22 protein-coding genes and 1 riboswitch are annotated in these 24,690 nt (G+C 53.4%); of the genes, 8 read left to right on the top strand and 14 right to left on the bottom strand.

Annotated elements, in window-relative coordinates; all coding sequences use genetic code 11:
* Positions 1–101: 101 nt before the first annotated feature.
* Positions 102–1,850, top strand: a complete 1,749-nt coding sequence (locus KO503_RS01945) for a sugar phosphorylase (RefSeq protein WP_215989909.1) — start codon at positions 102–104, stop codon at positions 1,848–1,850.
* A 52-nt stretch (positions 1,851–1,902) separates the two neighbouring features.
* On the opposite strand, the gene KO503_RS01940 is transcribed toward KO503_RS01945, so the two are convergent.
* From KO503_RS01940 to glpD, 3 genes are all read right to left on the bottom strand, one after another.
* Positions 1,903–2,565: a CatB-related O-acetyltransferase gene (locus tag KO503_RS01940; RefSeq protein WP_252730903.1), complete on the bottom strand. Its 663-nt coding sequence runs from the start codon at positions 2,563–2,565 to the stop codon at positions 1,903–1,905.
* A 97-nt stretch (positions 2,566–2,662) separates the two neighbouring features.
* Positions 2,663–4,150 (bottom strand): glycerol kinase GlpK, encoded by a 1,488-nt coding sequence (gene glpK / locus KO503_RS01935; RefSeq protein WP_215989908.1) that lies wholly within the window; start codon positions 4,148–4,150, stop codon positions 2,663–2,665.
* Between the two features lie 69 nt (positions 4,151–4,219).
* Positions 4,220–5,803 carry a glycerol-3-phosphate dehydrogenase gene (gene glpD / locus KO503_RS01930; protein ID WP_215989907.1) on the bottom strand — a complete coding sequence of 528 codons (1,584 nt, stop codon included), beginning with the start codon at positions 5,801–5,803 and terminating at the stop codon, positions 4,220–4,222.
* Between the two features lie 251 nt (positions 5,804–6,054).
* On the opposite strand from glpD, the gene KO503_RS01925 reads away from it, so the two are divergent.
* The gene (locus tag KO503_RS01925) at positions 6,055–6,813 is read left to right on the top strand and encodes a DeoR/GlpR family DNA-binding transcription regulator (RefSeq protein WP_215989906.1); all 759 of its coding nucleotides are present in this window, start codon (positions 6,055–6,057) and stop codon (positions 6,811–6,813) included.
* Between the two features lie 85 nt (positions 6,814–6,898).
* Here KO503_RS01925 and KO503_RS01920 read toward each other — a convergent pair whose 3' ends face one another.
* The 5 genes from KO503_RS01920 to gndA form a co-directional block, all read right to left on the bottom strand.
* Positions 6,899–7,912, bottom strand: a complete 1,014-nt coding sequence (locus KO503_RS01920; protein ID WP_252730901.1) for an ABC transporter substrate-binding protein — start codon at positions 7,910–7,912, stop codon at positions 6,899–6,901.
* A complete protein-coding gene (locus KO503_RS01915; protein WP_215989905.1) occupies positions 7,909–8,664 on the bottom strand; it encodes an ABC transporter ATP-binding protein in 756 nt (251 codons plus the stop codon). The genes KO503_RS01920 and KO503_RS01915 overlap by 4 nt, the downstream gene beginning before the upstream one ends.
* The gene (locus KO503_RS01910; protein WP_215989904.1) at positions 8,661–9,449 is read right to left on the bottom strand and encodes an ABC transporter permease; all 789 of its coding nucleotides are present in this window, start codon (positions 9,447–9,449) and stop codon (positions 8,661–8,663) included. Before KO503_RS01910 ends, KO503_RS01915 begins: the two co-directional genes overlap by 4 nt.
* A 3-nt stretch (positions 9,450–9,452) precedes the next feature.
* Positions 9,453–10,061: a Ykof family thiamine-binding protein gene (locus KO503_RS01905; RefSeq protein WP_215989903.1), complete on the bottom strand. Its 609-nt coding sequence runs from the start codon at positions 10,059–10,061 to the stop codon at positions 9,453–9,455.
* Positions 10,055–10,167, bottom strand: a riboswitch (TPP riboswitch). Its footprint overlaps the gene before it by 7 nt.
* A gap of 287 nt (positions 10,168–10,454) precedes the next feature.
* Positions 10,455–11,885 carry an NADP-dependent phosphogluconate dehydrogenase gene (gene gndA, locus KO503_RS01900; protein WP_215989902.1) on the bottom strand — a complete coding sequence of 477 codons (1,431 nt, stop codon included), beginning with the start codon at positions 11,883–11,885 and terminating at the stop codon, positions 10,455–10,457.
* Between the two features lie 271 nt (positions 11,886–12,156).
* Between gndA and KO503_RS01895 the strand changes: the two genes are divergently transcribed.
* Positions 12,157–12,615, top strand: coding sequence for an NUDIX hydrolase (locus KO503_RS01895; RefSeq protein WP_215989901.1), 459 nt, complete (start codon positions 12,157–12,159; stop codon positions 12,613–12,615).
* A gap of 225 nt (positions 12,616–12,840) precedes the next feature.
* On the top strand, positions 12,841–14,319 hold the full coding sequence (locus KO503_RS01890; protein WP_215989900.1) for an inorganic phosphate transporter: 1,479 nt from the start codon (positions 12,841–12,843) through the stop codon (positions 14,317–14,319).
* A gap of 46 nt (positions 14,320–14,365) precedes the next feature.
* Here KO503_RS01890 and argF read toward each other — a convergent pair whose 3' ends face one another.
* The 3 genes from argF to KO503_RS01875 all read right to left on the bottom strand — a co-directional run bounded on the left by argF (position 14,366) and on the right by KO503_RS01875 (position 17,439).
* Positions 14,366–15,289, bottom strand: a complete 924-nt coding sequence (gene argF, locus KO503_RS01885; RefSeq protein WP_215989899.1) for an ornithine carbamoyltransferase — start codon at positions 15,287–15,289, stop codon at positions 14,366–14,368.
* Positions 15,290–15,313: 24 nt separating this feature from the next.
* Positions 15,314–16,480, bottom strand: a complete 1,167-nt coding sequence (locus tag KO503_RS01880; protein WP_215989898.1) for an aspartate aminotransferase family protein — start codon at positions 16,478–16,480, stop codon at positions 15,314–15,316.
* A 320-nt stretch (positions 16,481–16,800) separates the two neighbouring features.
* Entirely contained in the window at positions 16,801–17,439 is a 639-nt protein-coding gene (locus KO503_RS01875; RefSeq protein ID WP_215989897.1) for a LysE family translocator, read from the bottom strand.
* A 221-nt stretch (positions 17,440–17,660) separates the two neighbouring features.
* Between KO503_RS01875 and KO503_RS01870 the strand changes: the two genes are divergently transcribed.
* Positions 17,661–18,539: an aldose 1-epimerase family protein gene (locus tag KO503_RS01870; protein ID WP_215989896.1), complete on the top strand. Its 879-nt coding sequence runs from the start codon at positions 17,661–17,663 to the stop codon at positions 18,537–18,539.
* Positions 18,540–18,573: 34 nt separating this feature from the next.
* On the opposite strand, the gene KO503_RS01865 is transcribed toward KO503_RS01870, so the two are convergent.
* From KO503_RS01865 to KO503_RS01855, 3 genes are all read right to left on the bottom strand, one after another.
* The gene (locus tag KO503_RS01865; protein ID WP_215989895.1) at positions 18,574–19,917 is read right to left on the bottom strand and encodes a mechanosensitive ion channel family protein; all 1,344 of its coding nucleotides are present in this window, start codon (positions 19,915–19,917) and stop codon (positions 18,574–18,576) included.
* Positions 19,918–20,024: 107 nt separating this feature from the next.
* Entirely contained in the window at positions 20,025–20,912 is an 888-nt protein-coding gene (locus KO503_RS01860; RefSeq protein ID WP_215989894.1) for a trypsin-like serine peptidase, read from the bottom strand.
* A 127-nt stretch (positions 20,913–21,039) separates the two neighbouring features.
* Positions 21,040–21,825 (bottom strand): ABC transporter permease, encoded by a 786-nt coding sequence (locus tag KO503_RS01855; protein WP_436836502.1) that lies wholly within the window; start codon positions 21,823–21,825, stop codon positions 21,040–21,042.
* Between the two features lie 331 nt (positions 21,826–22,156).
* Here KO503_RS01855 and KO503_RS01850 point away from each other — a divergent pair, with 331 nt between their 5' ends.
* The 3 genes from KO503_RS01850 (at position 22,157) to KO503_RS01840 (ending at position 24,658) form a co-directional block, all read left to right on the top strand.
* Positions 22,157–22,747, top strand: coding sequence for a GcrA family cell cycle regulator (locus tag KO503_RS01850; protein WP_215989892.1), 591 nt, complete (start codon positions 22,157–22,159; stop codon positions 22,745–22,747).
* Between the two features lie 226 nt (positions 22,748–22,973).
* Entirely contained in the window at positions 22,974–23,900 is a 927-nt protein-coding gene (locus KO503_RS01845) for an ABC transporter ATP-binding protein (RefSeq protein ID WP_215989891.1), read from the top strand.
* Positions 23,897–24,658, top strand: coding sequence for an ABC transporter permease (locus KO503_RS01840; protein WP_215989890.1), 762 nt, complete (start codon positions 23,897–23,899; stop codon positions 24,656–24,658). Before KO503_RS01845 ends, KO503_RS01840 begins: the two co-directional genes overlap by 4 nt.
* Positions 24,659–24,690: the final 32 nt, after the last annotated feature.

The following is a 24,690-nucleotide window of genomic DNA, read 5'->3' as shown; positions in this document are numbered from 1 at the left end:
CGCCCTGCTTTGCGGCACGGTCGGTTTGTTGAACGGCACTTCGCATTGCCGATCCTGCGTCAGTTTGCTCTACAAGGTTAAAGAGCAACGAAAGCGAGCCAATGGCCAAAGCATCCTCAAAACTGAACGACACTTTAGCAACGCTTCTGACGCAGATCTATCCTGACCAAGACCCTGCAGCTTTGGCGAGCCAAGTCGTCGACGCATTTTGGCCCGATGACACCAAAGCCCGCAGTCGAGGGCGCGCTTTGGGCAATACGTTGTGGAGCGAAGCTGATACATTGGTCATCACCTACGGCAATACATTCGTAGACGGCCAACACAAACCTTTAGATCTATTACGTGACTTTCTGGATCGCTACGTCAAAGGCGTCATTTCGGGCGTCCATATCCTGCCGTTTTTCCCGTTCACGTCAGACGACGGATTTTCTGTCACAGATTACTGCGCAGTGAACAGCCAGCTTGGCGATTGGGCCGATATTGAGCGTATCGCGTCAGATTTTAGATTGATGTCTGATTTGGTGTTGAACCATGTATCGAGCAGCTCAAACTGGTTCTCGGACTATTTGCAGGGCCGCGAGCCTTACGACAAGTTTTTCAAAGAAGCCCTGCCCAGCGACGATCTGAGCGAAGTTGTACGCCCACGCACCTCGCCTTTGCTGCGCGAGGTCGAAACAGCCTCTGGCCCCAAACATGTGTGGTGTACGTTTAGTCACGATCAGATCGACCTTGATTTTGAAAACCCCGAAGTTCTGCTTGAATTTCTACGCGTGACGCGCCTGCACATCGATCACGGCATTCGGATCGTGCGTTTGGATGCGGTGGCGTTCTTGTGGAAAGAAATCGGCACCACCTGCATTCACCTGCCCGAAACCCACGCCATCGTGCGGCTGATGCGGGTCTTGTGTGATTACGCCGAAGAACCTGTTGTGTTGCTGACAGAAACCAATGTGCCCAACGCGGAAAACCTCAGCTATTTTGGCAACCGCAACGAAGCGCATATGATCTACAATTTCTCGTTGCCGCCCTTGTTGCTGCATGCGTTATTGAGCGGGACAAGCGTGCATTTGAACCAATGGTTGATGCGGATGCCGCCAGCGCAATTGGGCTGCGCTTATCTGAACTTCGCGGCCTCTCATGACGGGATCGGCGTGCGCGGGGCCGAAGGCTTGCTGTCTGGCGAAGAGCTTGGCAGCGTCATCAACACAGTACGCGATTTTGGCGGCAAGGTGTCGATGCGCGCCCTGCCCGATGGATCGGAGAAACCCTATGAGCTGAACATCACGTTTTTTGATGCACTCAAAGGCACGATTGAGGGCGGCGAAGACGCGCATCAAATCGCGCGGTTCTTATGTTCGCAAAGCATTGTCATGGCGCTTGAAGGTGTGCCTGCGTTCTACGTTCATTCGCTTTTGGCCACACACAATGATGTGGACGGGGTTGAAAAAAGCGGCATGAACCGTGCGATCAATCGTCATCGGTGGGATTATGGCGAGCTGCGCAAACAACTGGACGCGCCCGAGACCGTACACGCGCAGGTTTTGACAGCGATGAAAGAGCGTATCGCCATCCGCACCAAGCAAAAAGCATTCCATCCGAATGCCACGCAGTTCACTATGCAATTGGGCGAGAAAATCTTTGGCCTGTGGCGTCAATCATTGAACCGTGACCAATCCATATTCGCGCTACACAATGTCTCTGACGAGGCGCAAGTGGTGCCGACGCTATCGATCAACTTGATTGAAGGCGAAGATTGGTACGATCTTTTGACCGGCAAAAAACTTGACCTGTCTGATGGGGTTTTGACCTTTGCGCCCTATCAATGCCGCTGGGTGTCCAACGTCAAATAGGATGAGAGCAAAATGATAGGCCAGCCGTTTTCTGGCCTATCGTCACGCTGTACTAGGTCACAGCAGCAAGCGCAGTAACATCACCCGATGTGATCAAATCCACATGCGCTGCGATTTTATCGGCACTCCAATCCCACCACGCAATTTCAAGCAACTGTGCGACGGTATCTGCATCAAACCGCATTCGCACAATCTTGGCCGGATTGCCCGCCACGATAGCGTAATCAGGAATTTTGCCCCGCACGACGGCTTTTGCCCCCACAATCACACCGCAGCCAAGCTCAGCGCCCGGCAACACCGTGGCACCGCGCCCAATCCAGCAATCATGACCGATGATAGTATCTGACCCACGAGGCAACTCTCCTCGGTATCCAGCGATCTTTGTCGGATCAAACACGGCAAACGGATAGGTCGAAACACCTGCCATCGCGTGATTGGCTGAAGCCGTGATAAATTCAACCCCTTGTGCAATCTGGCAAAACTTGCCGATGCTCAATCGTTCAGGCGCACCGGCAAACAAGTAAGGCGCCAAGGTACTCGCGTAATCATCGGGCAACCGCTGATCGTTGTAATAGGTCCAATCCCCCACATCGATATTTGGGTGATCAATCACCTGCGATAGAAACACAGTCGCAGGATCAGGCACGCCGTTTGGAAACACCAATGGGTTGCGCAAACGCGGATCTGACATCTTTGTGGTTTGATTGTCCGTCATGTGAATGCCCCTTATCGCAGATACGAACGGACCGTATCAGAGCCTTTGGTCAATGCAACTCATGACAATCACCATGACGATCACGGTGTGAGATAGCTTAGAAACTCAGCGTCGCCGCGACTGCGCGTTTCCATGCTGTGTATTTGTCTTGTCGTTGGCTCTCGTCCATCTGCGGCTCAAATTTGGTGTCGCAAGCCCAAAGTGCTGCAAAAGTATCTTGGTCGGGGTAAATCCCCACATGCATCCCTGCAAGCCACGCCACGCCAACAGCCGTGGTTTCATGCACTTTCGGACGATCCACAGGCGCGCCGATAATGTCCGACAAAAACTGCATCGTCCAATCGCTGGCTGTCATCCCGCCATCGACGCGCAAAGTGGGGGCGACACCTGTGGCCTGCCAATCGGCAGACATCGCTTCAAGCAAGTCACGCGTCTGATACCCCACGCTTTCCAGTGCTGCTTTCGCCATCTCAGCCGGTCCCGTGCCGCGTGTCAGGCCAAAGGCCGCCCCACGACAATCTGCATTCCAATACGGCGCACCAAGGCCTACAAAAGCAGGTACAAGCACGACATTTTGATGCGGGTCGGCCTGCTTGGCCAGCTCTTGCGTTTCGGCCGCGTCGTTAATGATTTGCAGCCCATCACGCAGCCATTGCACCACAGCACCGGCGATAAAGATCGACCCCTCAAGCGCATATGTCGGCTTGCCGTTCAATTGATAGGCAATCGTCGTCAGCAAGCGATTTTTTGACATCACAGGCACATCGCCCGTGTTCAACAGCGCAAAACAGCCGGTGCCGTATGTGGATTTCATCATACCCGGCTCGAAACAAGCCTGCCCCAAAGTGGCCGCTTGCTGGTCGCCCGCAACGCCGCAAATTGGGATAGAGGCGCCAAATAGATCAGGGTCGGTTTGGCCGAAATCGGCCGCACAATCTTTGACCTCGGGCAGCATTTGCATCGGGATATCCAACAGATCGCAGATGGTCTGGCTCCAACGGCCTTTGCGGATATCATAAAGCATCGTGCGTGCTGCATTGGTTGCGTCAGTGACATGCGCCACGCCGCCTGTAAGTTTCCAAATCAGAAAGCTATCAACAGTGCCAAACAGCAGATCGCCTTTGGCTGCACGGTCCCTTGCGCCCTCCACATGATCCAAAACCCATTTCAGTTTGGTGCTGGAAAAATACGGATCAATCAACAGGCCTGTACGTTCGACAATCATCGCCTCGTGACCCGCGTCGCGCAGATCACGGCACAGACCAGCGGTGCGACGGTCTTGCCAAACGATCGCGTTATGAATGGGCTCACCTGTATGCCTGTCCCAAACCAAAACCGTTTCGCGTTGATTGGTGATGCCAATGGCGGCAACCTGCGAGGCCTTAATATCGGCCTTGTCCATCGCCCCGCGACAGGTTGCAAGCGTGCTGTCCCACAGATCGTTCGGATCGTGTTCCACCCAACCCGATTGTGGGAAATGCTGAGTGAACTCTTGCTGTTTAGACGCCACAACAGACATGCCTTGATCAAACACCATCGTGCGGGTCGAAGTCGTCCCTTGATCAATTGCAAGAATGTAAGTCATGTTATTTACCTTGTTCTAAATGTCGAAAGACAGCGACCTCAAGTGAATTGGCGCGACGCCAAAACAGGATCACCGCGCAGTAGACGCAGCTGCCATCCAGCCGTCAAGCGCCTCGATGTCTTGTGGCGACATGCGCAGCCCCAATTTAGAGCGCCGCCATACAATGTCTTCGGCTGTGTGCGCGAACTCTTTGTTCATCAACCAAACCACTTCGCGTTCGGTCAGATTGGCTCCGAAGAGCTGCCCTAAATCGGCGGGCGCCTTGGCATCTCCGAGCACCTCAAAGGCATCGCTCCCATAGGCCTTGATCAGCCGCGTCGCCCAGTTCGCATCCAAAAACGGATATGATTTTGCCAAATGTTGTGTCAGCGCTTCGACACCATCCACCGGAAAATCCCCACCTGGCATAGCAACTCCGGCAGTCCAAGGTTGCCCGATTGTTGGGAAAAACGGTGCAATTTTTTCCATCGCTGTTTCAGCCAAGCGGCGGTAGGTGGTGATCTTACCGCCAAAGACGTTCACCATAGGCGCCCCCGCCGAGGTATCGACCTTGACCACATAATCACGCGTCGCAGCCGTGGCTGAACTGGCCCCGTCATCATAAAGGGGCCGCACGCCAGAATAGCTCCACACCACATCAGCGTCCGTGACGGGTGTTTTCAGATAGTTGGAGGCAAAGGCCAACAGATAAGCTCGCTCTTCGGGGGTGCACTCCGGCTTGGTATCCGCGTCAGAATGTTCCGCATCTGTTGTCCCGATCAGAGTAAAATCAGTCTCGTAAGGAATCGTGAAAATGATCCGCCCATCTTCGCCTTGAAAGAAATAACATTTGTCGTGATCGTAAAGCTTGCGGGTGACGATGTGACTGCCACGCACCAAGCGCACGCCCTCAGTCGAATTGATCCGCGCTGTATTTTGGATCACATCTTTGACCCATGGCCCACCCGCGTTGACCAGCATCCGTGCCACAACCACACGCTGCGCCCCGCTGTCTTTGGCCTCAAGCGTGATATGCCACAACCCGTCCACTTGCTTGGCCGACACGACCTTGGTGCGCACATTAATTTTGGCACCACGGCTTTGCGCATCACGGGCGTTCAAGACCACCAAACGGCTGTCTTCGACCCAGCAATCCGAATACTCATAAGCCTTTTTGAAACGATCTTTCAAAGGCGCACCCTCAGGGGCGGTTTCCAAGTTGACCGATGTGGTCGCTTTAAGAATTTTGCGCCCGCCAAGATTGTCATACAAGAACAACCCAAGCCGGATGAGCCAAGCAGGACGACGCCCTTTCATCCACGGCATGACGGTGTTGAGCAACTTTGAGGTCGGCGTGTCACCTTCAAAGCGCATATCTTTGTGATAGGGTAAAACAAAACGCATCGGCCAAGAAATATGCGGCATAGCACGCAGCAATGTTTCGCGCTCAATCAAAGCTTCACGCACCAAACGGACTTCCCAGTACTCAAGATAGCGCAATCCACCATGGAACAGCTTGGTCGATGCCGATGAGGTCGCTGAGGCCAAATCGTTCATCTCGGCCAGTTCAACACTGAGGCCACGGCCCACCGCGTCACGGGCAATACCGCAGCCGTTGATGCCACCGCCGATGACGAAAAGATCGATAATATCCTTCGGTTCGTTTTGGCCCACGGAAAGCCTCCTCGCGTTCAAATTTTCACCGTAAGCTGTCTGCTTTCAGTCGGCTTCAATCAACACTGATTCACTATCGCAATCAACATTGAATGTTCGTTTACTTTCGTTTTTATGAAAAATTCCGCATAAATTATTATATAATCCATAAATATTACATATTAGAACACAAACGATAGCCTTGCGCTCTTGACGAAACCACTTGGACTACAGATTGTTTTGATGGGCTCCCCCCCGCCAAAGGAACAAACATGATCTCGACCTTCAGACAAAAAGAGATACTCGAAATGGCGCGCCGTGACGGCAAGGTCACTGTCGATGGGCTGGCGCAAAAATACGAGGTTACAGTTCAAACGATCCGGCGCGACCTGTCACATCTGGCCGATAGCGGGCAGTTGGAACGTGTGCATGGTGGTGCTGTGATCGCATCTGGCGTCACTAATATCCAGTATGGCGAACGTCGTCGCCTCAATCAAACCGGCAAGAGATCCATTGCGGTAACATGTGCTGCGCAGATCCCAAACGGGGCATCCTTGTTCATGAACATCGGCACCACCACAGAAGCCGTGGCCCAAGAATTGCTTGATCATGAAAATCTGCTCGTGGTCACCAACAACCTCAATATCGCCAATATTCTGGCCGCCAATCAAAGCTGTGAAATCATTTTGGTCGGCGGTGTGCTGCGCCGCTCTGACGGTGGTCTTGTTGGCGGCCTCACAGCGGAAATGGTCAAACAGTTCAAGTTCGATTATTCTGTTTTGGGGTGTTCTGCCATTGATACAGATGGCGATCTGCTGGATTTTGACGGGCAAGAAGTCATGGTCAGCACCACAGCAATCAAACGCTCGCGCAAGGTCGTGGTGGTTGCGGATCGCTTTAAATTTGACCGCAAAGCGCCACTGACCATCTGCTCATTGGCAGATGTCACAACGTTGATCACCGATACAGATTTACCCCAAAACCTTGAGCAAGATTGCGTCACTTGGGGCACAAAAGTGATCCCCGTTTAGCTGCTTATCACAGTGGGGAATTGGGGCAAAAAAGTTAAGGGTGACTGACTTACGCCGAGCTTTGCAAAGTAAGTCACCCCCAAATTTAGCGCGCCAGATATGCGTTGGTGAACCATGTTGAAACATCAGGAAGCCTCGCAAGGATCTGCCCATCTTCATCGCGCAAGATGCCTGCGTCGAACAAAAACTTTGCAATGTTATTGACCATATCCGCATCAATCACCCCAACAGCTTCATCAGCATCTTGCAAATAGCCGCCATCGACCAAAGCCTGCATAGAGGCATGAACTAAATCTGGATTGCTCATCATGCCTGCGGTCTCAGCGATCAAAATATCTGCCGCAGCGGCGGGGTTTTGGGTTGCAAAATCATATCCCCGTTGCGCCGCTTGAACAAAAGCGCTGGCCGTATCAGGGTTCTCTGCAAGCCATGAGCCATTACCACCTAAGAACGTTGTGTGTTGGTCTGGCACACCGAAGTCAGCATAGACAAAAGCGCGTTGAGGGCGATCCAAAAGGACAGAATTCACCCCTTCCCAAGTGCTGACCTCAAGCGTGAAATCGACACGACCATTGGCCAGCGCTTCATAGGCAGAGGTGCCCAAAGTGACCGTATCGAATGTGCCCGCACCACCATCATTTTGGATGATGGTCGAAATCAGCGCGTTTTCCCAATCGCTTCCAAAACCCGCATAAATCTTGCCATCCAAATCGGCAGGCCGCTGAATGTCATCGCGATTGCCATTGAACACCACGCGTCCCGTTTCGTGCTGCACAACCGCCATCACAGCTGTCATATCGGCGCCTTTGGCACGCAAACTGTGAAAACCAACAGCACTTAAAACACCAAATTCTGCGAGCCCCGCAGAGACCAATGTGGTCGATGACGTATCGGTGTAAGGCAAGATATCGACATCAAGGCCGGCCTCTTCGAACCAACCTTTGGATTGCGCGACATACAGCCCAACGTGATTGGTATTCGGGGTCCAATCCAGTGCAACAGTCACCTTTTCTTGGGTCATGGCCTCTTGCGCCACAGCATTCTGGGATATGGCAGGCAAGGTCATTAAAAAACATGCGGTCGCGATGAAATGCTTCATAGGGTATCTCCGGTTTGGGTCAACAAAATATCTAATAGATGCGCCTCAAGGGCGTGGGCATCAGCGGACGTGGGGCAGTCGAAACGCGGGCGCGGTGTGGGCACGGCAACTTCCGCGATCACAGTCGCGGGACGGCGCGACAACACGTAAATTCGGTCCGATAAAGCAACAGCTTCGCGCACATCATGAGTGACAAGCAACGTGGTCCAGCGCGCCGATTTCCAGCGGGATTCAAACCACTTTTGCATCTGCATCCGCGTCAAGGCATCCAAAGCGCCAAAAGGCTCATCCAGCAATTGCATTGGACGACCTTGCAAAACAGTGCGCAACAAAGCCGCGCGTTGACGCATCCCGCCAGACAATTGTGTGGGATAACGATGTTCAAACCCAACAAGCCCGAAGTCTGCGAACAAAGGCAAAGCACGTGCTCGCGCCTCCTTGCGGGGCACGCCCTGCACCTCAAGCCCCAAGGTCACATTATCCAGAATACGCAGCCAAGGCATCAAGGCATCGCTTTGCGGCATAAATGCAAAGCCTTGCTGGTCGTCCGTCAACGGCACCCCATTGCAGGTGATCGCACCACGATCAGCGTCCAGCGCACCTGTCAACAGTCGGAAAATGGTAGATTTCCCCGCACCAGATGGACCAAGGATCGACACGAATTCGCCTTGCGCGACATGCATGGAAATATCCGCCAAGACATCGGTTTGCCCCAGCCTCAGCCCCACGTTTTTCATATCCAGAACGGTCATTGATCCCCCTTTGCATCGCGCCAGCGCAAGGCCACACGCTGCAACAGAGCAGTGGCCGCGAACAGTGCCAAGGTCAGCACGGAACTGATGACGACAGCTGCCAACACAAGGTCAGGACGAAAGCTGTTTTTGGCGTTCAAAATCACGATGCCCAATCCTGCACGCGCACCGACATATTCTGCAAAGATCGCCGCGACGACGGCATAGGTGATCGAAATACGCAGCCCTGCAAAGAAATATGGCATCGCCGACGGCAAACGCGCACGCCGAAACACCACGCGCTTTGAGGCCCCCATAGAATGCAACAATTCTTCGATTTCAGGATCTGTCGAATCATATCCATCCACCAAAGCCACCAGCATGGGGAAAAACGTCACCAACGTGACCAGCAAGATTTTAGGCGTCAGATCAAAGCCAAACCACAGCACAACCAAGGGGGCGATCGCGACCAAGGGCAAGGTTTGACTGACCACAAAAATCGGGAAAAGTGCACGGCGCAAACGCGGCATAAAATCCAAGGCGACTGATAAAACAAAAGCCACGCTCAGCGACAAAGAAAACCCAAAAAGTGTGGCCTGAAGCGTCGGCACAGTGTTGCGCCACAGCACCTCACGATTCAATAGCATCTGTTCCAGCACGCGCGACGGCGCGGGCAAGATCAACGGGGAAATCCCCGATATTTGGACGTAAATTTCCCAAAGCGCAAAAGCACTGACAACACTCAAAACGGCAGGCAAGCCGCGTGTCAGGCCTGCGCCGGACCGGCGAGGCAACGGAATGTGCATCAATCAGCGCTTTGACGGGCTGTTGGCAGAAACCGTTAAATCAATAGTGACATGGCCATTTGGCGGGCCGAAGCGGCAAAAGGCTTGCTCTATCGTTGCAAAGACCGGCCCTGCATCACCGCTGAGACGGGTGCAGAAATTCTTTGATCGCAAAAACGTACCGCTTTGCTTGAGAAAATCAATGCAGCCCATGATCTCGGCCATATGGTCGCCCGCGCCCATCACGTAAAGTGAAAACTGCGCATCTGCGAACTGGCCTTTTTCTGGTGTCTCGGCAATGGCACTCAAGGCGCTGTTTTGGCGCGACACCAAAGGTTCGGACGGGTTCGCCAAAGCATTCGTTTGGCAGATGGGATCATCCGGCTCGCCTGGGCAACCACGCGATAAAGTACAGCGCAAGACGATGTGCTGGCCGGTTGCTGCCGCGGCACTGTAAAGGTCGCGCAGAGCGGGAAATAAAACCTCGGGCGGGCCGACGATCAAAGTTGAAATATCATCTGTCTCGATCCGCAATTTATCACGCCATGGGTCAAGCGCATGAAGTGATGATAAAATCACATCCACGAACCCATCGGTCATCGGATAAAGGGAAACTTGTGCGCCTACAAACATTTCTGTCCTCCTTGCTACGCTGGCATTATCCAGATCAGCTTTAAGGGTCCGTGGGCTTGTGCCCCCATCTCAGCCGCAACATGATGCGGCTCCCCTGTGGTGACGCATGAATTGCAGAACACTTGAGCGATTGCAACCCCCAAGTCAGCACAAAGTTTTTGTCGGACGGTGTTGGACGGATTGTTAATAACCATATCCGTCACATCTTGGTCACCAAATCACCAAGCAAAGCACCTACAAATCTAGCAAGTATATTTCAGTCGAGCGTCATTCAGTCGAGCGTCACAATGAGTCTTTAGCCAAAACGCCCAGCTTTTCGGACATAAAGCTATCAGGCATAAAAAAAGCGCGAGACAGGCCCCGCGCTTTTGATCGATTTTAAGACTGATACGCTTAAGAATGCGCGATATCTGAGGCCCACGGACCGTGTTGGTCTGTCTCGCCTGTGTCCACACGCACGAAACCATGCGCGCCAAAGAAATCACGTTGACCTTGCACCAAATCGGTGGTGCCACGGCCCTGACGCATGGTATCGAAATAGGCCAGTGCGGCTGCGAAGGCTGGCACAGGCTGACCGCTCAGAGTCGCTGATGCGACAACACGGCGAAGCGCTGACGAGCCCTCTTTGATGCGATCTGCAAAGCGTGGTGAGAAGATCAGGTTGCCATGGGGCAGACCTTCACGGGCGGCGGTTGCCATCTCATCCAACATCGTGGACCGAATGATGCAGCCTTCGCGCCAAACTTCGGCACAGCTCGCAAGATCCAGATCCCAGTTGTATTCATCCGAGGCCGCAGACAAAAGATTAAGACCTTGATCATAAGCGATAATTTTGGCCGCCAAAAGCGCTTTTTCCAGATCATCATTCGAGATAGCAGGCGCCGCAGCCGTATCCATTTCAAGACCTGCGAACAGCTCTTCACCAGCGATGCGTGTATCTTTGACCGCAGACCAAGAGCGCGCCGCGACTGCTGCTTCGATCGTGGATGGGGATTGCCCCAAAGACAAGGCTTCAATCGCCGTCCAACGGCCAGTGCCTTTTTGACCAGCTTTATCGACAATAATATCAACGATGGGCTGACCGGACTTTTCGTCTACCGTTTGCAAAACCTTGCCGGAAATCTCGACAAGGTAGGATTTCAGTTGCCCTTGGTCCCATGTCTCGAACAGCTTGCCGATATCGGCGGCAGAGCGGCCTTCGCCATCACGCAACAGGCCATAAACTTCGGCGATCATCTGCATATCGGCGTATTCGATACCGTTGTGCACGGTTTTGACGAAATGGCCTGCGCCGTCCGGACCAAAGTGATCGGCACAAGGCGCGCCATCGTGCTTGGCAGAAATCGCCTCCAAGATGTCGCGAATAACTTCGAAAGAAGATTTGTCGCCACCAGCCATGATAGACGGACCGTGACGCGCACCTTCTTCGCCACCAGAGACGCCCATGCCGATGAAATTCAGACCACTGGTTGACAGGGCTGCATCGCGACGGCGGGTGTCATGGAAGTTGGCGTTGCCCGCGTCGATGATCATGTCACCTTTGTCGAGCAGCGGCGTCAGCCCTTCGATAACGGAATCCACGGGGCCACCCGCTTGCACCATGATGATAATGGCGCGCGGCTTGGTCAAAGAGGCCACGAGCTCTTCGAGAGTCTTCGTCGGCACCAAGTTTTTCGCAAGATCGCCAGCGGAGGCGATGTAATCGTCTGTCACCGAGCCTGTGCGATTGTAAACTGCGACGGGAAACCCATTTTCAGCGATGTTGAGCGCAAGGTTCGCCCCCATAACACCAAGGCCAATCAGGCCGATGCGCGCTTGTGCCATATGTCATTCACTTTCATATTATGTCGTGCGGCAGCCACCTGTGCGCCGCGTGCATTTTTCTATGTGTGATATGTTAGCGTATGACATAAAGAATTGCCATGCCTGCTCTGTCTCTGATCATCAAAATATGTGCCGAAATGCGCCAGTTTAGCAGGCAGCCTGCGCCACAAAAATGTGCAAGAAAATGCTGGAAAATCGTAGATTGTTGATTATTTAGGGAAAAGTCTCTATACTTTACGGAATAATAATAAAGCAGGCATAATTTTCGCTCATGATCTCATTGCTTAAAACCGCTTGGTCTGGCGTTATAGACCCTATGATCAGACGCCCAAACAGGGTGCAATCTGCCGCGCTTTGCTTTCGCAAAAGTAAAAACGGCAAAGAGGTTCTATTAATCACATCACGTGAACGCGGCCGCTGGATTTTGCCCAAAGGCTGGCCGATCAACGGGATGGACGGCGCAAGTACAGCCGCCCAAGAAGCATGGGAAGAGGCTGGCGTGAAGCCCCGTAAAATCCACAAAAAATCCGTTGGACAGTTTCACTACGCCAAAGTGTTAAACAATGGCGCATCCGCACCGGTCGAGGCGAATGTGTATTCTATCGAAGTGGACAAGCTCGCAGACAGCTACCCAGAAGTGGATGAGCGCAAACGTGACTGGATGGCCCCAAAAGCAGCGGCTGAGCTTGTGGAAGAACCAGAACTGAAAGCGATTTTGCGCGCATTTTAATATGGTGAACAAACCTGTGGAACAAACCGTGCCACAGACGCCCTGCCACGCGCAGCAGACATTTTACAGCCTCCTGCCCTCGTGGGCAAAACTCGATAACGATATAAAGTTACCGTGAATATCGAAAGTTTCTCGCCTTGAAGTGCCAAAAAGCTTGATACAAAGGCCTCGGTCCTTTAGCGCTGCGCTCAATGTAACAGCTTTGTAAAAATTGAGAGCCATCCCATGAGCGCGCCAAACGGCAATCAGTGGAAAACACTGGACAAAGACCTGAACCGTATCAGCCAATTTGAATACGCCCAAACCTATGTGGCCCGCCCGATGGTGGGACTTGGGGTGGCTTTGGCCTTTATCATCATCGCTGGTCTCATCGCCGGGTTGATCTTTGGCAGCCAACCTGGATCGATGATCATCATCGCTGCCGCCGCTTTGGGCGCTTATATGGCGATCAACATCGGCGCGAACGATGTGGCCAACAATATGGGGCCAGCCGTGGGCGCGAAAGCCCTGACTATGGGCGGCGCAATTGTGATCGCGGCCTTATGTGAAAGTGCGGGCGCGCTTTTGGCGGGTGGCGATGTTGTGTCGACGATTTCCAAGGGCATCATCGATCCTGCATCCATTGCCGATACACAGATATTTATCTGGGCGATGATGGCAGCCTTATTGTCGTCGGCCTTGTGGGTGAACCTTGCCACTTGGATCGGCGCGCCAGTGTCAACCACGCATTCGGTCGTGGGCGGCGTCATGGGCGCAGGCATCGCAGCCGCAGGATTTGGCGCAGTGAATTGGGTGTCGATGAGCCAGATCGCCGCCTCTTGGGTCATTTCGCCTTTACTTGGTGGTTTGGTGGCGGCTGGTTTCTTGGCGTTGATCAAAGCCAAGATCATCTACCAAGACGACAAAATCGCAGCCGCGCGCCGGTGGGTGCCCATTCTTGTGGGCATCATGATGGGGGCATTTTCGGCCTACTTGGCCCTTAAAGGTCTCAAACGGATCGTGTCTATCGACATCCCAACCGCGCTGCTGATCGGGTTTGGCGTGGGCGCGGTGTCTTATATTGTCTCTGCGCCTTTGATCCGCCGCCAATCTGAGGGGCTTGAAAACCGCAACAAATCGTTGAAGGTTCTGTTTGGTCTGCCTTTGGTGATTTCTGCCGCACTGTTGTCTTTTGCCCATGGGGCCAATGATGTCGCCAATGCGGTCGGCCCGCTGGCGGCGATCGTTCATGCCAATGAGTTCGGCGAATTCGCGGGCAAGGTGAACATCCCGCAATGGGTTATGATCATTGGAGCCTTTGGGATTTCATTTGGCTTGCTGTTGTTTGGACCCAAGCTGATCAAAATGGTGGGCAGCCAGATCACCAAATTGAACCCGATGCGTGCCTTTTGCGTTGCACTGTCTGCTGCGATCACCGTGATCATCGCAAGCTGGTTGGGTCTGCCCGTGTCGTCAACGCATATCGCCGTGGGTGGTGTGTTTGGGGTCGGCTTTTTCCGCGAATGGCATATGGAGCGCCGCAAACGCGCCAGCAATGCCAAACGCCCGATTGAGCAGCGCATCGCAGTTGAAGAACGCCGCCGTCGCAAACTGGTGCGCCGGTCGCACTTCATGACCATCATTGCGGCTTGGGTGATCACCGTACCTGCTGCGGCGTTGCTATCGGGTCTGGTGTTTTTATTGCTGTCGAGCCTGTTCCACTAAATAAGCCCGCAAAGACAGATACAAAAAAGTTTTGATCAGCACAGCCTTACGACACGCACCAGCCCATGATGGCCTTTTGTGCGTGCAGACGGTTTTCTGCCTCGTCAAAGATCACCGATTGCGGGCCATCCATCACGTTGTTCGTCACTTCTTCGCCGCGATGCGCTGGCAAGCAATGCATGAAGACGGCGTCAGGATTGGCCAGCGACATCAGTTTGCGATCCACACGATAAGGCCGCAGCATCGCGTGACGACGTTCGCGTGCTGATTGGCTGTCGTGCATCGACAACCACGTGTCCGTCACAACCAGATCAGCACCCTGTACGGCTTTTTCCGCGTTGCGCTCGATCTCGATCTTCACGCCTTTTTTGCGCGCATCGGCCATAAAGCCTTTTTCAGGATCCAGTTGTTCTGGCCCCGCAAAGGTGAAATCAAACCCGAACTGGCCCGCCGCATGAATAAAGGACGCGGCCACGTTGTTGCCATCGCCACACCAGACCACTTTTTTGCCCTGAATCGGCCCACAGTGTTCTTCAAACGTCAAAATATCTGCCATGATTTGGCACGGATGTGTGCGGTTGGTCAGCCCGTTGATCACCGGCACAGTGGCGTATTCGGCCATCTCAAGCAGCGTGCTTTCATCAAAGGTACGGATCATGATCATATCAACATAGCGTGACAAAACGCGGGCGGTATCAGCGATGCTTTCGCCGTGCCCCAGCTGCATATCCGCGCCAGACAAGACCATGGTCTGTCCGCCCATTTGACGCACACCGACGTCGAATGACACGCGCGTACGGGTCGAGGGTTTCTCGAAAATCAGCGCGACCATTTTGTCTTTAAGCGGCAAATCGGCATCAAGTGCCGCTTTGGGCAGACCGACCCGCGCCTCTTTGGTGGCCCGCGCGGTGTCGACGATCTGGCGCAGGGCCGCAGGATCAGTGGTGTGGATGTCTAGAAAATGTTTCATATGATGTTCGTTTCTATCAGCAGATCAAAGGGAGGAAGCCGCCGCATCAAGGCGTTTGACGGCCTCGGCGATGTCCTCGTCGGAAATATTCAACGGTGGCAGCAAGCGCAGCACATTGTCAGCAGCAGGCACGGTCAAAAGATTTTGCGCATAAGCAGCGTTGACCATATCAATGGGCGCAATCTTGCACTTGAGACCGACCATAAGGCCCTGCCCACGCACGGCTTCAAACACATCGGGATGGCTTGCGATCAGGCCTTCGAGTTTTTGGTTCAGCAAAGCGGCCTTGCGGTTCACTTCGGCCAGAAAGGCAGGATCAGAGACGATCTCCATGACCTTCCCCCCCACAGCGCAGCCCAAAGGATTGCCACCATAAGTAGACCCATGCGTGCCCGCGACCATGCCGCTGGCAGCATCTTCAGTGGCCAAAACAGCTCCCAAAGGAAAGCCGCCACCGATGCCTTTGGCGATCATCATAATGTCCGGCGTGATGCCCGCCCATTCATGGGCAAACAGTTTGCCTGTGCGCGCCACACCACATTGCACTTCGTCCAAAACAAGCAGTACATCTTGCGCGTCACACAGCGCGCGCATGTCTTTGAGCATATTATCAGGCAAGGCGCGAATGCCACCCTCGCCCTGAATAGGTTCAACCAAAATCGCGGCTGTGTTGGGGCTGATCGCGGCCTTGAGGGCGTCCAAATCACCAAACGGCAGATGCACGAAACCAGGCATCAATGGACCGAATCCTTTGGTCATTTTATCAGCCTCAGAAGCGGCAATCGCAGCTGTAGACCGGCCATGGAAACAGCCATCGAAACTGATGATTTCGATCTTTTCGGGATGGCCTTTGTCGTACCAGTATTTGCGCGCCATTTTGATCGCCAGCTCTGCGGTCTCGGTGCCGGAATTGGTGAAAAAACAGGTGTCGGCAAAGGTGCTATCGACAAGTCTATCCGCCAGATTTTGCTGTGCCGGAATTTTATACAGGTTCGAGACATGCCACAGGGTGTCAGCTTGATCTTTCAGAACCTGCGCCAACTCTGGGTTGGCATGCCCCAGCGTGTTCACCGCGATACCTGCGCCCATATCCAAAAAGCGTCGTCCATCAGCCTCGATCAGCCAAGAGCCCTCGCCTTTGACAAATGAAAGAGGAGCCCTGTTGTAGGTCGGAAGTACGGACGAAATCATGGTCGTGGTCCTTTAAAGGTGTATTGGCCGTCTGCGAAAGATCAATGGGTGACCTGCAAGCGCGCGGCTGTCAACAATGAGAGATTGATTTTTACGGGGTATGCGAGATTTTCGCAGGATTTGTGCCGCAATCGGCACGGATGAACGGACGGGAACCGGTTTATCGGCCTCGTCGGATAGAGCGAATATATGTCTGCGCTGTGTTCATACGGCGCTGATAGGCGAGCACGGGCGATCTGTCAAAGGGTTTCAGAGCGAGGCGCATCACCTGTTGTAAAAAATGTTTGCGATACGGACGAAGCCGCCAGTTGGGGGTATTTTTATATGCTTGGCTTGAAGCTTGCGAGCTTCGCACCAAAACCAATGAAAACGACTCCTGTGACACCCTTAAGTCCCCTTTGGAACCTCTCGTGACGAGTAAACGTGGTCAGGCGGGACATCACAAGGACCATTGCACTGAACCAGATTGCGTTGATCATAGAATGAATAAAGACCAGCGTGAATGAAGAGATAGCAGATGTCTCACCCAACGTGATAAACTGAGGGAAAGCCGCGAGATAAAACATCGAGACTTTCGGATTCAGCGCGTTTGTAAGCAACCCATCAACATAAGCTTTAAGCAAAGTATGCTTCTGGGCGGCAGGCAGGACATTTATTGCCGCATCGACACCTTTCCATGCCGCGATCAGGGATTTGAGTCCTATCCAACACAAGTAAGCTGCTCCAAGGTATTTCACTATAGAGAAAGCCGTAGCTGACTGGACCAAAATAACTGAAATCCCCAGTATCGCCATCACACCATGCAAATAAAAACCCGTCACGAATCCCGCTACATTTGCAAACCCCGCCTTGCGCCCTGACGTTGGAACTGTTCGCGCGATCAAGACACCATTTGGACCGGGCGACATAACAAGCAGGCTTGCTACAAGAGCAAAAGTGAGAATTTCTGACAACGCCATAATACATATCCCCTAAATGTCGCGTAAACTTTGGCGCAGTTTCTATGGGCATACAAGACTTTAAAATGATTTCAAATCTGACATCTTGCACAGCAAAGCGGCAGCTTTATCGCCTACATTTAATTCTGTGTAGAACGGCTTGATACAGGTTTGATCCTCAATGATCTTGCGGTAAGAAATGGTTGAAACACCTCACCCTATACACAAGGTCTCGCGCTTTTATGTCGTCTGATTGCCTGTTGAAGAATGATCACCTGTCACTGTCTGTCGCACCTTTGGGAGCGGAAATGCAATATCTGCGTACGAGTGCGGGTGATGATTTGTTGTGGTCTGGCGATGCTACTTATTGGACGGGGCGCGCGCCGGTTTTGTTTCCCATAGTGGGCCGCGCGCCAGAGGACATGATCGCAGTGGGTGACCATACAGCGCCGATGAAACAGCACGGTTTTGCCCGTCGCTCAGTGTTTGAAGTGGTTGAGCAGACAGAAACGATGTGTCGACATTTGTTGACCCAAAGCGATGAAACACGCGCCGTCTATCCGTTTGATTTTGATCTGGAACTGGCGCATGAAATCAAGGGCGCGACGCTGCATGTCAGCGCAATAATACGCAACACAGGTGACAGGCCGATGCCGTTCGGGTTCGGGTTTCATCCAGCGTTTCGCTTTCCCCTGCCCCATGCGGGATCAGACGCGCATCACGTGACGCTGGCGGATGCATCCAGCCCTGACATGCGCAAAATAGACGATGGCTTGCTGCGCGTGGAAGTGATTGAAAGCCCTTTCACTGAGGGCGATTTAGAGCTGCGCGATGAGATGTTTGCCAAAGACGCATTGGTATTTCCCAACGGCGCGCGGGCGCTGCGCTATGGCCCAGGCAACACGTCACGCAAGGGTATCGCGCTTGACTTTGAATTTACAAACCTGCCTGATTTGGCGCTTTGGCGACCCCTTGGGGCACCGTTTTTATGCATCGAGCCTTGGCACGGCACTGCGCCTTATGTTGGCGACAGCCACCAAATCGCTGAACGCCCCAACAGCACCACGCTGGCGGCGGGCGGTGAGGCAAGGTTTGGCTATGCGGTGACGGTGTCAGCCTAAGGCAGCGCGGCACCAATGGCACCGCGCTAAAGATTTATTTCGGTAACCCGTTTTTGAATTCCACAACTTGATGCGGATATGGGATTTCGATGTTGTTGTCTTTGAGCGCATTCCAGATCAAGAATAGCACATCTGACGAATACTTATTGTCGCCATCGTCCAAGCCGTTGACCCAGAACTCCACCCCGAAATCGATGCCGCTGTCGCCAAAGCCCCGCAGCTCGCAATCGGGCGGATAGGGCAGATCAAGGATATCAGGATGGGTCGACACGGCCGCTTCGATCAGGGCAGGAACGGTGTTGATGTCCGTGTCATATGACACGGAAAACGCCACTTCGAACCGATTGGCAGAGCCGCTATCAGAGTAATTCACCACGCGGGTGGTGATGAAATCCTCATTGGGCACCACGATCCAACGGCCATCAAAGGTCTCTAGAATGGCTGCACGGGCGGTCATTTTGACGATTTTGCCCTTTTCGCCTCCATCCAGTTCAACGTAATCGCCCACAGTGGCTTGGCCCTCAAGCAACAAAATCACACCAGAGATAAAGTTCGACGCGATACGTTGCAGACCAAAACCGATACCGACACCGATGGCACCTCCAAGCACGGCCAAGGTCGACAGATTGATACCCATGATGTTCATAAGCAACAAAAACGACAGGCCAAAAATGGTGATCTCGGCGGCTTTGGACGCCAATTCACGCGTCGCGGGACGCATACTGTCTTGGGCGATGATATAACTGCGGCTTTGCCCTGTGGACCAACGCCCCAGCCAAAACAAAATCGACCCAGCGATTACACCGCGAATAACCGACAACAGCGAAAACTGGATGTTGCCAGCGCCCACAATCGTCTCTGACAGCTTCAACATCACCGGATCAAGCAGACCCAAAGTGTATAAAATCGCGATGGGCATCAAAGCGAATTTACCCAACAACTTGAGGAACGGATCTTTCAGGATCGACTGCACCAAGGCGCGCACAGCGAGCAGCAAAAACACCCGTTTGCCAAAGGCGATCACAGCGCCAGAGCCAAAGATCGACCGCGTGACGCCTTCGCCAAGACCGGTGAGAACATAGGCCAAAAGCGGCAACCCCAATGGCAAGAACAACACGGCAAAGCGGCGCGCTTCAACAAGCACCCCTTTGGCCTCGTCATCCTTTGGCGTTAGAAAACGGCTGACTTTGGGCATCAATTTACCCGCCAGATAGCGCGCCAAAACGTAAGCCACGACAAGCAACGCAAATTGTGACCACGCAGCGGGACTGAGCAACCAGCTTTTTGCAAGCTCTAGCCCTTGATCAAAATAGCCATAGGCCTGATGCGCCAAAGGCGGAAAGTCGGCGGGGAAAGGCGATGTGGCTTGGTCGGTCATGAAGGGCTCCGGTGGTTCGCATTTCCATAGCGATACCCCAAAGCCGATCTAAGGGGAAAGACCAAGTGACAGTTCCCGCAAAAACGTTCCCCGAATGGGTCGGCGCATCAATTGGCTGACAGGAATTTCGAATTGCCCACTGCACGTGCGCCGCCCGATGATCCGCCCACAGAAATACGCCGCGTCACCACAGGTTTTGGGGCTGCGCTGTAAGATCCGCTGGCAATCTGGCGTTTCAAAGCCGGCACAATGTCGAGCAAAGACATGCCATGGCCGACGCTGCGACTGCCACGGGTTGAACCGGCAGAGACCACAGACACGATACGTTTGCGCCCCCCGTCCAAGGCGAACACAGGCGCGCCAGAGGACCCAAACGTGATATCACAATCAAAGTCCAACAGGCCTTGCGCGTAGGTCAGAACATTGCAGGCGCGTTGCACTGACAAAGCACCATTGCGTCCCTGCCCGTAGGACGCGACCGCCAATTCGCCGTTTTTTATGCCAGAGCTGTGCAGTGCGAAAGGCGTCGCCAAAGAGCGCGCAATAGGATTGGCCAATTGGATCAACGCCACATCTTTGCGCACCATTGCGCCCGTGACCTTTGCGCCATTGAAATAGTCTGGCGACACAGCCACCTGTTGCCCGCGCGAAGCCGCTATAAATTCCCCATTGCGCAGACCTGCGCGAAACAAAATGCTTTTCGGATCAATGGTCGTCTGACTGTTCTCATAGACCACGCAATGTGCCGCCGTCAGCACCAAATCCGGCGCAATCAACGCGCCGCTACAGGTGCCAATGCCTGCGACATCCAACCGCCCGACACCTTCCCAACCGATCAATTCGGCGCGTCGATCCAAACGATCGAGGTCTTTGGCTTGGGTGTCAGCGGTCTGTGCGTGCAGCGGCCCCATAAGGCCTGTGCACAGGGTGATTGATACGAGAACCCTCAGAGAAATAGCCCGCTTTGACAGGTTTAAAATCCTAAAAAATGCCATACTCAACACGCGTCCTCATCTATGAATGAGGGCAATATGTCATGTAAATCGGGCAAAAATAGGGTTGAGACCGCACATTTTCATGCAGCCCCACAGCCTTTTATGTCGTCAGAAAATCCCCGAAAATCTACGATTTCAACTTCGTGCCGCGCCTGAACAGCACCCAACAGGCCAGCAAGATCGCGAAGGTCACAGAACCCACAATCACCAAGCCCAACACTGGCGAGGAATCAGAGCGACCAATGATGCCGTAACGCACCCCATCGATCAGATAGAACACGGGGTTAAAATGGGTGATCCCACGAAACCACGCAGGCAAGCCTTCGACCGAATAAAAAGTGCCTGACAAAAACGCCAAAGGCGTGATTATAAAATTGGTGATTGCGGCCATCTGATCGAATTTTTGCGAAACGATGCCTGCGATCACGCCAAGCCCGCCCAGCATCAAAGCGCCCAAAGTGATAAAGATCAACGTATATATAGGATGCACCAAGCCTAGACCGACAGCCAAGGCCATGCCCGCCCAGATCGCAATCGCTACAACCAGCCCGCGCGCCAAGGCACCAGCCATATAGCCCAAGACCAATTCAAGTGGCGACAAGGGCGGCATCAAAGTATCGACGATATTGCCCTGAATTTTCGACACCAACAAAGACGACGACGTATTGGTGAAAGCGTTCTGGATCACCGTCATCGTCAAAATGCCAGGCGCTAGAAAGTGAATAAACGGCACCCCCATCACATCGCCCCGATTGGGACCAATCGCGAGAGTGAAAATGGTCAAAAACAACCCTGCCGTGATCAAAGGTGCCAGCAAAGTCTGTGTCCAAACGGTCGTGAACCGCAACACTTCGCGCAGCGCCAAAGTGTACAACCCCAGCCAGTTCACCCGACCAAACCGCCTCACACCCATTGCCAGTTCGGCATCAGCCCCTGTCGCAAGCCCCGATTGTGTCGATTTTTTTGCTTGTGCCATCGTTTATTCCTCTACTGAGTCGCTGCATGCGCTTGTAACCTGTCTCAGCCTGTTTAAAATAGAGGAGGTAAGACTTCTAAAAGAGTTTCCTGCGCAAAAGCCCTTTGCACAAAGGCGCAAGGCCGGCTTTCGCGTAACTGCGCTTGCTCGTCCGCGCTGCTGGGTGTAGGGATGCAGGCCAATTGAGCGGGTAACCCGCCCGCGACACGAATGATGCATAGCCCACGGCCTTTGGTTGATTTGGCCGTGCGAAGTACAAGGAACGACCATGTCCTGGACCGATGAGCGCGTCGAGCTGTTGAAAAAAATGTGGGGCGAGGGCCAATCTGCCTCGCAAATCGCCAAGGAACTTGGTGGTGTCACCCGCAACGCCGTGATCGGCAAAGTGCACCGCCTTGGCCTGTCCAATCGTGCTGGCACAACGGCAACTGCAAAACCGGCTGCGGCCAAACCCAAAGTGGCAGCCACCAAACCCAAGGTCGAGGCAAGCACTGCCGCACCAAAAGCAAAGGCCAAACCTGCGGCAGCCGCGCCTGCGGAACCTGCCGCCCCAGCGCCACGGCCCAACCTGCCAGCGCGCCGCGCGATTATTCCCGCAGGTCAACCTTTGCCACCGCAGCCTTCGGCCAATGAAATTCCAGCAGAAGCTTTGGCGAAAGTCTCTGAGGTTGAAAAGAAAGCCAAAAAGATTTCCGTTATGGAACTCACCGAAAAGACCTGCAAATGGCCTATCGGTGATCCTGCAACAGAAGAATTCTGGTTCTGCGGCCTGCCTGCGCAAACGGGCAAACCCTATTGCGAAGCGCATGTTGGCGTGGCTTTCCAGCCGATGTCTTCGCGCCGTGATCGTCGCCGCTAAGGCGCGCAGCACATAAGATTTTAAAAGGCCGCTCATTTGGGCGGCTTTTTTCATGGCCAATCGCCACGGGATCACTTCGCACCTACGCACAAAGAAAGACCCAAAACCATAACTCTGTGCGCTCACAGCGGCTGAGCTGTGCGGCCAAAGGGGTTACCAAACACCGTTTGCGGGCTTAATTTGCACGCAGAAACACAATTTCAAATGCGTGAAAGGCCCAATCCCCATGGCGCCCATTATTTCGATCAAAGACCTGACTAAGACCTATGCCTCGGGCACACCTGCCCTAGATGCAGTGAACTTAGACATCGAAGAGGGCGAAATCATCGCTCTGCTTGGGCCCAATGGCGCGGGCAAAACCACGTTGATCGGCGCGATTTGCGGCATGGTCAAAATCACATCCGGCACGGTCAGCGTTGGGGGTTGCGACGTCGAACGTGATCCACGCAAAGCCCGTGCGCAAATCGGACTGGTGCCACAAGAAATCGCGCTCGATATTTTCGAGACTGTGTGGAATTCGGTCAAAATGACTCGCGGCTTATTCGGATACAAACCCGATGACGCCTATCTAGAAGGCATCCTGCGGTCGCTGTCTTTATGGGACAAAAAGGATTCCAAAAACATGGAACTCTCTGGCGGGATGAAACGTCGCGTGATGATCGCCAAAGCCTTGTCGCATGAACCCAAAGTGTTGTTTCTGGACGAGCCGACAGCGGGCGTTGATGTGGCCTTGCGCCGTGACATGTGGGAGGTCGTGCGCAAGCTGCGTGACGCGGGCGTGACCATCATTTTAACCACCCATTATATTGAGGAAGCCGAAGAAATGGCCGACCGCATCGGTGTGATCAATTCAGGGAAAATCCTGCTGGTGGAAGACACGTCCACCTTGATGCAAAGCTTTGGCCTAAAAACGCTGAAACTGTCATTGACCGAGCCTTTGTCGGACACCCCATCCACGCTGTCGAATTACGACCTTACACTATCTGATGACAAAATGACCCTCACCTATTCCTACGACACCCGCGCCGAACGTACAGGCATCACGCGGATGATTTCTGATTTGGCCGCAGCGGGCATTTCGGTGCGCGATTTGGAAAGCCACCAAAGTTCGCTTGAAGACGTTTTCTTAACATTGGTGGAGGAAAAAGCATGAACTGGCTCGCCATTAAATCCATCTATACATCTGAAATGAAACGGTTCTTCCGAACACTAAGCCAATCGATCTTGTCACCTGTTTTGTCCACGGTGCTGTATTTCGTGGTCTTCGGTGCAGCCATTGGCGGACGCATTCAAGAGGTCGGCGGCATCAGTTACGGCGCGTTTATCGTGCCCGGCCTGGTCATGCTGACAGTGTTGCAACAAGCCTTGTCCAACGCCTCTTTCGGGATCTATTTCCCCAAGTTCACCGGCACGATATTCGAGCTGTTTACAGCCCCTATTTCCTTTGTCGAAATTCTGATCGGCTATGTCGGCGCGGCCGCCAGTAAGGCGATGATCATCGCTTTTGTCATCTTGGCCACGGCAACCTTCTTTGTCGATCTACACATTATCCACCCGTTTTGGGCGCTTGGGTTCTTGGTTTTGACCGCTGTCAGCTTTTCGCTTTTGGGGTTTATCATTGGCATTTGGGCCAGCAACTTCGAACAATTGCAAATCATCCCCTTGCTGGTTGTGACCCCATTGGTGTTCTTGGGCGGCGCGTTTTATACCGCTGATATGTTGCCCGGATTTTGGGAAGTCTTGGTCAAATTCAACCCTGTACTCTACCTGATTTCAGGCTTTCGTTGGTCCTTCTTTGAAGTCTCAGACGTGCCAGTGGGCGTATCCTTAGCTGCCATTTCTATCTTTTTGGTTCTCTGCATCTCTGCTGTGGCTTGGATTTTCAAAACAGGATGGCGCCTTAAGCAGTGATCTGCAGCGCAACATATAACGATCGCAAAGGG

The sequence above is a fragment of the Pacificibacter marinus genome (assembly GCF_018860505.1).
GTDB classification, from domain to species: domain Bacteria; phylum Pseudomonadota; class Alphaproteobacteria; order Rhodobacterales; family Rhodobacteraceae; genus Celeribacter; species Celeribacter marinus_B.
The sequence above is the reverse complement of the archived record's forward strand: the minus strand, read 5'-3'. Positions and strand labels throughout refer to the sequence as shown.